This is a genomic window from Nocardia elegans NBRC 108235 (assembly GCF_001612845.1).
GTDB classification, from domain to species: domain Bacteria; phylum Actinomycetota; class Actinomycetes; order Mycobacteriales; family Mycobacteriaceae; genus Nocardia; species Nocardia nova.
This window is the reverse complement of record NZ_BDBF01000057.1, coordinates 37319-47452: the sequence shown is the minus strand read 5'-3', so window position 1 is coordinate 47452 and position 10134 is coordinate 37319. Positions and strand designations below refer to the sequence as shown.

The following is a 10134-nucleotide window of genomic DNA, read 5'->3' as shown; positions in this document are numbered from 1 at the left end:
AACTCGGTGGCGCGTTGGGCGGTGCGGCCAACGCCGGTGCCGGGCTCGGTGGCGCGCTGGGCGGTGCTGCCGATGCGGGAGCGGGTCTCGGTGGTGCGCTCGGCGGTGCGGCGGAGGCCGGGGCGGGTCTCGGCGGTGCGCTGAATGCGGGGGGTGACTTGGGTGCGGGGGTGTCCGGTGCTGCGGGTGCGGTGACCGGGGTGGGCTCCGAGCTGGGAGGTGCCTTGGACGGTGCCGCCAACGCGGGTGCTGGTCTGGGAGGTGCACTGAGTGGTGCGGCCAACGCCGGTGCGGGTCTGGGTGGTGCGCTGAATGCGGTGGGTGACTTGGGTGAGGGGCTGTCCGGTGCTGCCGGTGCCGCGACCGGCGCGGGCTCCGAACTCGGTGGTGCTTTGGGTGGCGCGGCGAATGCCGGTGCAGGACTGGGAGGCGCGCTGGGCGGTGTTGCCGATGCGGGTGCCGGCCTTGGTGGTGCGCTGAATGCGGGAGGTGACTTGGGTGCGGGGCTGTCCGGTGCCGCGGGCGCCGCGACCGCGGTGGGCTCCGAGTTGGGTGGTGCCTTGGGTGGTACAGCCGACGCGGGCGCTGGACTCGGTGGCGCGGTGGGTGGCATGGCGGACGCCGGTGCCGGACTGGGCGGTGCCTTGGGTGGTGCCGCCAATGCTGGTGCGGGGCTGGAAGGTTCACTCGGGAATTCGGTCCATGCGGGTGGCGATCTGGGTGGTGCGACGCAGGTCGGAGCCGACCTCGGTGGTGCTCTCGGGGGTGCGACCCAAGCGGGCGCTGGGCTCGGTGGCGCACTCGGGGGAGCGGCGAATGCAACTGCGGGCCTTGGGGGTTCACTCAGCGGGGCGGCCGATGCCGGTGCCGGGATCGGCGGCGATCTGTCGGATGCGACACAGGCGGCCGGAGATTTGGGCGGTGCGCTGAGCGGTGCTGCGCAGGGTGGTATCGGTGGTGCACTGAACGGTGCCGCGAATGCCGGAGCGGGACTGGGCGGCGCTGCGAATGCCGGTGCGGGGCTCGGTGGTGCCTTGGGTGGTGCGGCGAATGCCGGTGCGGGATTGGGTAGCGCCCTGAACGGTGCGGCGAACGCCGGTGCCGGGCTCGGTGGTGCCTTGGGTGGTGCGGCGAATGCCGGTGCGGGACTGGGTAGCGCCCTGAACGGTGCGGCGAACGCCAATGCCGGGCTCGGTGGTGCCCTGGGTGGTGCCGCGAATGCCGGTGCCGGGCTCGGTGGGGCGCTCGGTGGTGCTGCCAATGCCGCCGCGGGACTCGGGGGTGCCACCGGTATCGGCGCCGGGCTCGGCGGGGCCGTGGCTTCGGGGGCGCAGGGTGCGACCGGGTTGGAGACCGGGTTGTCCGGTGGTCTCGGCAGCGGTGTGCACACCGGCGCGGATCTGTCCGGGGCCGCGGCCTCGGGTGCGCATGCGGCCGGGGATCTGTCGTCCTCGCTGTCGGGTGCGGCGACGTCCGGTGTGAACAGCGCGACGGGCCTCGGAACCTCCCTGTCCGGATCAGCGGATGCGGGCGTCCACAGTGCCGGCGACTTGGCGACCTCGCTCTCGGGAGCGGGCGCCGGGGCCGTGCACAGTGCGGGCGAGTTGGGCACCTCGCTGTCCGGCGCTGGTGCCGGTGCCGTGCACAGTGCGGGCGACTTGGGCACGTCGTTGTCCGGCGCGGGCGCGGGGGCTGTGCACAGTGCGGGCGACCTGGGGACATCGCTGTCCGGGACCGCCGCGTCGGGTGTGCACAGTGCCGGTGACCTCGGAACCTCCTTGTCCGGGACCGCGGAGTCCGGTCTCCACGGTGCGGGCGATCTGTCGACCTCGCTGTCGGGCGCGGCGGATTCGGGGTTGCACGCGGGCGCCGATGCGAGCTCGGGTCTGACGGGTTCGGTCGACTCGGGGCTGCACGCGGGCACGGATGCCTCCTCGGCGCTCTCGGGTACGGCCGCCGGCACCTGGTCCGGTGTCGATGTGTCGCACGCGTTCGGCAGCGGTGTCGGCACCGATATCTCCGGCGTCGGCGCCTCGGGTATCGGCGGCGGCGTGGACAGCGCCCTCGGTGCGCACAGCGGCATCGACAGCACCCTGGCGGCGGGCGGCAACAGCTCGCTGTCGGGCGGGCTCGATACCGGCGGTCACACGGATTCGAGCCTGTTCGGTGACACCTCCGGCCACGCCTCGACCGTCACCGATACGCACGCCTCCGGCGACATCACCGGCGGACTGCTGCACTGAGGGTAGCGAAGAATCGGTTCGGTCAACGAAAAAGGTTGGGGTGCAACGAAAATGAGCAGTGTGGTCGTGGCGGACACCGCCCCGGAGGCGCCTGCCTCACCGCTGTCGCGGATTCTCGCCGAAACCATCACCGCCGCGCGCACCGCCGATCGTGACGATCTGGTCGGCCGGCTGGAGGTGCTGGCCGACCGGATCCGCGACCCCCGCCGCCGTATCGTGGTGGTGGGCCTGGGCAACCAGGGCAAGAGTCAATTCGTCAACGCGCTGCTGAATCTCGACATCAGCCCGGTCGGAGACGATGCGACCACCGGGGTACCGATCGTGCTCTCGCACGGACCGCAGGCCCGGGCCGAGACCGTTGTCACCACGCCGTCCGGTGACGAGCGGGACAACCGGCGGATTCCCCTGCCGCTCGGCGATATTCACACCGTCACGCCGCAGTCTCCGCACGGCCGCGTGGCGCGGGTGGAGATCGAGTTGCCGAATCCGCTGCTGGCCGACGGGATCGTCGTCATCGACACCCCGCCGGTCGGCGGCCACGCAACCGCCACGGCCGCAGCGGTTCTCGCCCTGGCCCCGGCCGCCGATGCGGTGCTGCTGCTCTCGGATGCCTCCACCGAACTGACCGAACCGGAGGTCGACTTCCTGCGGCAGGTGCGCGAACTGTGCCCGGCCGTGGCGCTGATTCTCAGCAAGATCGATCTGTATCCGCATTGGCGGCAGGTATTGCAGGCCGACCAGGCGCATCTGGAGCGCAATCGCCTGGCGCTGCCGATCATCCCGGTCTCGGCGCTGCTGCGCAGCCACGCCATGCGGCTGCAGGATCAGCAACTGGGCCGGGAATCCGGTTTCGGTGTCCTGTTCGACTTCCTGCGGGAGCAGGTGGTCGCCCGGGACAAGGCGGCGGCGCAACGCGCGGTGGCTCTCGACATCTCCTCTGCCGCAGAACATCTCGCACTGGCGCTCAGCAGTGAACTGGTCGCCCTGCGTGATCCCGAGCGCGGTGCGGCCGCCATCCGCGAACTGCGCACCGCCAAGGCACAGGCCGAGGAGCTGCATCGCCGGACCGCGGCCTGGCAGCAGACGCTGGGCGACGGCGTCACCGATCTGGCCGGCGATATCGACCACGACTTGCGAGACCGGTTGCGCGCCATCGGCAGAACCGCCGAGGAATGGATCGACGAGAACGATCCCGGCCGGCTGTGGGATCAATTGGAACAATGGCTGATGCATACGACCGACACCGCCATCGGCGACAATCTGCTGTGGACGCATCATCGCGCCATCCACTTGGCCGAGCGGGTGGCCGAGCACTTCCTCGAATTCGGCGCGGTGGATCTGCCTGCGGTGCGGTCGGGTTCGGAGTTGGAGGAGTCCCGGGTGGCGGCGGTCACGCTGGCTGATCTCGAGCCGGATCTCGGCATCGGCCACAAGTTGCTCGTCGGTATGCGCGGTTCCTACGGCGGCATGGTGATGATCGGCCTGGCCAGTACGGTCGCGGGCCTGGCGCTGATCAACCCGGTGTCGCTCGGCGCGGGTGTGCTGCTGGGCGGCAAGGCGTTTCGCGACGACAAACGAGAACGGCTGGCGCGCAAGCGCGGCGAGGCGAAGATGGCGGTGCGCCGCTACCTCGACGATGTGAGTTTCGAGGCGGGCAAGGAGTCGCGCGACCGGCTGCATCGCATCCATCGCATTCTGCGCGATCACTTCACCGGCATCGCCGACCGCAGTCTGCGTTCGATCAACGATTCGCTGCAGGCCGCGCAGGATGCCGCCGGTGTGGCCAACGCCCAGCGCGCGCAGCGGGGCGCGGAACTCGAGCGGCAATTGCGAGTGGTGGCCGAGCTGCGACGTCATGCCGATACGATGCTGCCGTCGGCGGGCCCGTCCGGACGTCATGCGCGCGGGGCACAGTCCTGACCCACGGCACCGGGACTCCGAGCCTGCGGCCCTGGGATTCCCAGCCCACGGCACCGGGATTCACAGCCTGCTCGGGTACGGTCGACGCGTGAGTTACCAGGTCAGCGACCAGACGCCGGGCATCGTGGGGGAGGCGCGCCGGTTGGTTTCGGCGGCCCGCCACGCCTATGCGCCGCGGTCGCGCCCCGCCGCGATGCTCGGTGACTGTGCGCGCCGCCTCGACCAACCGCTGCGGGTGGCGCTGGCCGGGCAGCTCAAGGCCGGTAAATCGACACTGCTCAATGCGCTGGTCGGACAGGACATCGCACCGACCGACGCCACCGAGTGCACGCGGATGGTGACCTGGTACCGCCACGGCCCGGCACCGCGCGTGAGCGCCCTGGCCGCCGACGGCGCGAGCGCCGATGTGGTGGTGCGCCGCACTCCCGGCGCCGACGGCCTGCCCGGGGCGCACGGTCTGAGTTTCGACCTGTCGGCGCTGCGCTGGAACGCCGCCGGTGAGCACGAGGTCGACCATCTGGATGTGCAGTGGCCGGCCGCCACCCTGGCTCGCACCACCATCATCGACACCCCGGGCACCTCGTCGCTGTCGCGGGAGGTGTCGCTGCGCACCTCACGGCTGCTCACGCCCGACGAGAATGCTGCGGTGACCGTGCCCGAGGCCGACGCGGTCGTCTATCTGCTGCGCCGGCTGGACGCCTCCGATATCGGATTCCTGGAACGCATCGGCGCCGGAGGTGCTGGCCGGCAGGGTGTTTCGGGTCCGCTCGGCGTGATCGGGGTGGTCTCCCGGGCCGACGAGATCGGCGCCGGCCGCATCGATGCCCTGCATTCGGCCCGCGAGGTCTCGGCCCGCTTCGCCACCGAACTGGAGCGAACCGGATTGTGCCAGGCGGTCATTCCGGTCGCCGGCCTGCTCGCCTTCGCCGGCGCGACGCTGCGGCAGCGCGAATTCGATGCCTTCGAGGCGCTGGCGCGGATCTCGGTGGACGATCTGAGCATCGCCCTGCTGTCCGCGGACCGATTCGCGCATCCGGAGTTGCCCCTGCCGGTACCGGCGGAACTGCGGGCCCATCTCGCTGCCCGTTTCGGCCTGTTCGGCATTCGCATGGCGGTGACGCTGATCCGGCTGGGCGTGCGCGACTCCGCCACGCTGGCACGCGAACTCGGCGAGCGCAGCGGTGTGGAGGAACTGCGCACGGTGCTCGATGTGCAGTTCGCCCAGCGAGCCGATCAACTGAAGGCACATTCGGCGTTGACCGCGGTGGCGCGGATCGTGGCCGCCCATCCGGGAACGCGCGCCGACGACCTGCTGCCCCATATCAACAGCCTGTTGGCGGATGTGCACGGATTCGCCGAGCTGCGGCTGCTCGGGCGGTTGCGCACCGATGAATTGCCCCTGCCCGCAGACGATGTCACCGAGTTGTACCGGCTGGTCGGCGGTTCCGGTGTGGCACCGCACCTGCGCCTGGGATTGCCCCCGGACGCTCCGGGCGGCGAAGTGCAGGCACACGCGGTGGCGGCGGTGCGGAAGTGGCGTGGTCGGGCGCGCCATCCGCTGGCCGACCGATTCACCACCGAGGCCTGCCTGACCGCGGCGCGGAGCGCGGAGGGAATCGTCGACCAGTTGCGGGAACCGGAAACCACCCCGATGAACCGCGTGCGTCCGCCTCGCGCCCGCTGATCCCTCGGCGCTGTGGTGTGTCTCGCATCACAGCGAAGGCCGGTCACAACCTCGTCCTGCCCGTGTCGAAACCGGATGTAAGGGCCGAAAACTCGGCCGGGCACCGATCCGAGGACACATCATGCCGACCGTCGTGACTCTCGATTCCTTCGTCAACTACCGCGAGAGCGGCACCGGACCGGTTCCGGTGGTCTTCCTGCACGGCAACCCGACCTCGTCGTATCTGTGGCGCAACGTGATTCCGCACGTCGATCCGCTGACCCGGGTGCTCGCGCCGGATCTGATCGGTATGGGGGATTCGGGCAAGCCCGATATCGCCTACCGATTCGCCGATCACGCCCGCTACCTCGACGCCTGGTTCGACGCCCTGGAGCTGGACGAGGTCGTGCTCGTGGGGCACGACTGGGGCGGTGCGCTGGGTATGGACTGGGCCGCGCGCCATGCCGACCGGGTGCGCGGCGTCGCGGTGGTGGAGACATTCCTGCGACCGCTGCGCTGGTCCGAGATGCCCGAGCAGGGGGCGGAGCTGTTCCGGCGGTTCCGGTCACCGGAGGGGGAGCAGATGATTCTGCGCGACAACATGTTCATCGAGTTCAATCTCCCGTTCGGCGCGCGCAGCCTGATTCCGGCCGATCTGGACGTGTACCGGGCGCCGTACCCGACGCCGGAGTCGCGACGGCCGATGTTGGTGTGGCCGCGCGAGATTCCGTTCGACGGGGAGCCCGCCGATGTCGCCGCCGTCATGGACGACTACGGCCGCTGGATGGCTTCCACACCGGATATCCCCAAGCTGGTGATGGCTGTGGATGCCGGCGTCGGCCTCGGATCGTCGGACGCGGTGGAGTGGGCGCGGCGGACCTTCGCCGCGGTCGAGGTCGTCGGGATCGGTGCGGCCGGACATCACGCCCCCGAGGACCGTCCCGACGCCATCGGCGCGGCCGTGGCCACCTGGCTGCGCGACGCGCGGCTCACCGAACCCCGCACCGCGGTCCGGACAACACCGCGGTGACCTGCGCCGTTGCGGTGCCGCCCGCGGCACCGCACGATAGGTCGATGAACGTTGACGGGCTCGACGAGCGGGCGGCCGAGACCGCCCTGGTCGAGCGCGCCGTGGCCGGCGACCGGACCGCCATCGCCGACGTGGTGCGGCTGTTGCAGGATCCGTTGTACCGCTTGGCGTTACGGATCACAGGTAATCCGCCCGACGCCGAGGACGCGGTGCAGGAAATCCTGCTGCGTGCCGTCGGAAATCTCGCGAGTTGGCGCGGCGAGGCGAAGCTGACGACCTGGGCCTATCGCATCGGCGTCAACTATCTGCTGAACCAGCGCCGGCGCAGCCCGCAGGAAACGGCGCAGCTGGACCTGGACGGCTTCGCCGCCAATCTGCTCGAGGGGCTGGCCGAACAGGAGTACCGGGGGCCCGAGGCGACGGTGCTCACCCGCGAGGTGCGGCTCGTCTGCAGCCAGGCGATGCTGCAATGCCTCGCCCGTGACGAGCGGGTCGCGTTCGTGCTCGCCGAGGTCTTCGAACTGAGCTCGGCCGAGGCCGCGTGGATTCTCGGCATCGGCGCGCCGGCCTATCGGAAAAGGCTGGAACGGGCGAGGACTCGGCTCGGCAACTTCTTGAACGCCACCTGTGGTGTGGCGAATCCGGCAGCGCCGTGCCGCTGCGCGCGCCGCGTGCGGACCGCCGTCGACCAGGGCCGGGTGCGGCCCGGCGCACCCGGCCTGGGTGGTCATCCGGTGGCGCCCGGTGGCCGCAGCGCGGCCGATGCCGAGAAGCAGATGGTCGGCCTGCACGATGCCGCGTCGATACTGCGTGCCCACCCGGACTACGCGCTGCCGCCGGCGCGGTTGGACGCGATCGCGAAACTGCTGGATTCCGGACGCTTCCCGCTGCTCGACCGCTGAGCGATCACACGTGGTCCGATGAACTCGACGGGTCCACAAGGATTTTCGCGTGATGTTCGGGACTGCCCAGGGCGGTGAAGGCGTTGTCGACACCCGCCAGCCCCACGGTTCCGGTGATCAGCGGGGCCGGGTCGACCTTGCCGCCGGCGATCATGTGCAGGGTGTCGCGGAATTCGCCCGGGTCGTAGCCGAAGGCGAAGCGCAGTTCGATCTCCTTGTTGATCGCCATCGCGGGCCGGAAACGGTCGGTCTCCATACAGACCCCGACCACCACGATGCGGGTCAGAGGCGGTGCGTCGGTGAGCAATTGGTCGATGATCCCCGGCACGCCCACACATTCGAACACCACCGGCCCGCCCGGCGCCGCGTCCAGGCTGTGCGCGAGGCGGAACAGATACCACCAGGGCAGTTTCGGGATGCTGCGCAGTCGCGTCATGGTGTCGAAACCGAGATTGAGGATATCGGTGACGCCGGAGATGCGACCCTTCGCGGGGTTGGCCGTCCACGGTGATTCCAGATTCGGATCCACCACCACATTCGCGCCACACCGGCGCGCCAGTTCGCGGCGACGCGGTGAGAAGTCGCTGGCGACAATATTCTTCACGCCGGCGGCGCGCAGCATGCTGATGACCGCCAGGCCGATCGGCCCGCACCCCACCACGAACGCGGGCTGGTTGCGGCCCACCCGACTTTTGCGCACCGCATGCCAGGCGACGGCCATCGGTTCGGTCAGCGCCGCATGGTCGGTGGCCAGCCCGTTGGGCACCGGGAACGTCATGGATTCCTGCACCACGACTTGTTCGGCGTAGCCGCCGGGCGCCTGCTCCGACAGTCCGGTCAGTTCCGGGTCGCGGCCGTTGCGCACGATCGGCAATGCCACCACGCGGGTGCCCGGCTGCCAGCGTTTGCGGCAGTCGGGCCCGTATTCGACTATCTCCCCGACGAATTCGTGGCCGAGCACCACACGCTGATGGGAGCGCATGAAATTCCGGTAACCGGTGGCGGCCGCGAGCTCGGCGAGTTCGTCACAGTGCAGACGGGCGTGCAGATCGGAGCCGCAGATCCCGCATCGCGACACCGCGATCACCAACTGGCCGGGCCCGGGTTTCGGCGCCGGGATATCAGCGACTTCCAGCTTGCCTTCCGAACACACCACGGCCTTCATATCCGCACGGTACCGCGCGGGATGTGCCGAATCAGCGGGATTGCGGAGGAACACCCGCGGACAAACTGGGGGGTCGCCCGAATCCCGCACCGACACGCCGTGATGCGGATGCCGAGTCGCTACCATCCAGGGGTGAGCTCTTCTGGGTCCGGAATGCCGGGTATGCCCGCACCCGGCAGCATGCGGGCCCGCGATATGGACCGAGTTCAAGCGCGCACCCTGCTCGATGCCGCATTCGACGAGGGCCAACTCAGCGCCGACGAATATCACGACCGGTCCGACCGTGCGGCCACCGCGAAGACCGTCGGCGAACTGCGGAATCTGGTCGACGACCTGCAACCGCCCGCCGGTGGTGCGCAATGGACACAGCCGCCGGGCCCGCCCCGGCGAGCAGGCCGCTATCCGGCCCATATCCGTGCCCGCGACGCCGACCGCGCCGAAACCTGCCGTGCCCTCGACACCGCCCTGGCCGACGGTCAGCTCTCGGCGGAGGAACATCAGACCCTCACCGATCTGACCACGGCCGCCGAAACCCTGGGCGATCTGGCCGAACTGACCGCGGACCTGCAGCGCCCGGCCGAAGCGCCGATCGATCCGCGGGCGGGAGCGCAGAGCGGGACGGCGTGGTTCGCGGGCGTCGCGGCGGTGGTCGTGCTGGCGGCTGCGGTCGGCGGATATCTGCTGACGCATCGAGCCGCCCCCGAGCCCGCTCCGATCGCGGCCGCGGCGCCGCAGGTGATACAGCCCGTGGTGATCGAGACGCCCGACCTCACCACGGTGGCCGGCTTCGAGAAGTTCCGCAGCGACTATCAAGCGAAATTCGGGGACACCACCGTCGACGACCTGACCCTGTTCCCCGATTTCGCGTCGGTCGACCGCACCTCGGCGCGGCAGCCGAATCGGGTGGCCGACTACTCCTATCGGGGCGGTTTCATGGCCTCGACCGCCGTCACCACTCGCTCGGCCGACAAGCCGATATTCGACCTCGCCGCGGTGAACACGTCCGCGCTGGGCGATCTGATCGCGCGGGCGGTACCGCTGCTGAAGGTCCCCGGCGGCGCGGTGAGTCATATCGGCATGGGTATCGACACCATCTCCAAGGTGCCCACGATCAGCATCTACGTCGGGAATTCGTTCAACGAGAACGCATACCTGGAAGCCACGCCCGCGGGCGATCCGATTCGCGTCTACCCGTTCCACACATAGGTGCA

Annotated in this window: 6 protein-coding genes and 1 pseudogene; 6 read left to right on the top strand and 1 reads right to left on the bottom strand. The window is 70.0% G+C overall.

The window, feature by feature from the left end:
• The 5 genes and pseudogenes from NE2_RS36455 to NE2_RS30370 form a co-directional block, all read left to right on the top strand.
• Window positions 1-2243: pseudogene (locus tag NE2_RS36455) on the top strand (hypothetical protein); the annotation flags it as partial.
• Between the two features lie 51 nt (window positions 2244-2294).
• Window positions 2295-4163: a dynamin family protein gene (locus NE2_RS30385; protein WP_063031640.1), complete on the top strand. Its 1869-nt coding sequence runs from the start codon at window positions 2295-2297 to the stop codon at window positions 4161-4163.
• Between the two features lie 88 nt (window positions 4164-4251).
• On the top strand, window positions 4252-5847 hold the full coding sequence (locus tag NE2_RS30380; protein ID WP_233429924.1) for a dynamin family protein: 1596 nt from the start codon (window positions 4252-4254) through the stop codon (window positions 5845-5847).
• Window positions 5848-5968: 121 nt separating this feature from the next.
• Window positions 5969-6856: a haloalkane dehalogenase gene (locus NE2_RS30375; RefSeq protein WP_063031638.1), complete on the top strand. Its 888-nt coding sequence runs from the start codon at window positions 5969-5971 to the stop codon at window positions 6854-6856.
• Window positions 6857-6900: 44 nt separating this feature from the next.
• Entirely contained in the window at window positions 6901-7758 is an 858-nt protein-coding gene (locus NE2_RS30370) for an RNA polymerase sigma factor (protein ID WP_063031657.1), read from the top strand.
• A gap of 4 nt (window positions 7759-7762) precedes the next feature.
• Here the strand turns inward: NE2_RS30370 and NE2_RS30365 are convergent, their stop codons facing one another.
• On the bottom strand, window positions 7763-8923 hold the full coding sequence (locus tag NE2_RS30365; protein WP_030514327.1) for a zinc-binding dehydrogenase: 1161 nt from the start codon (window positions 8921-8923) through the stop codon (window positions 7763-7765).
• A 132-nt stretch (window positions 8924-9055) separates the two neighbouring features.
• On the opposite strand from NE2_RS30365, the gene NE2_RS30360 reads away from it, so the two are divergent.
• Window positions 9056-10129, top strand: coding sequence for a DUF1707 SHOCT-like domain-containing protein (locus NE2_RS30360; RefSeq protein ID WP_167356799.1), 1074 nt, complete (start codon window positions 9056-9058; stop codon window positions 10127-10129).
• Window positions 10130-10134: the final 5 nt, after the last annotated feature.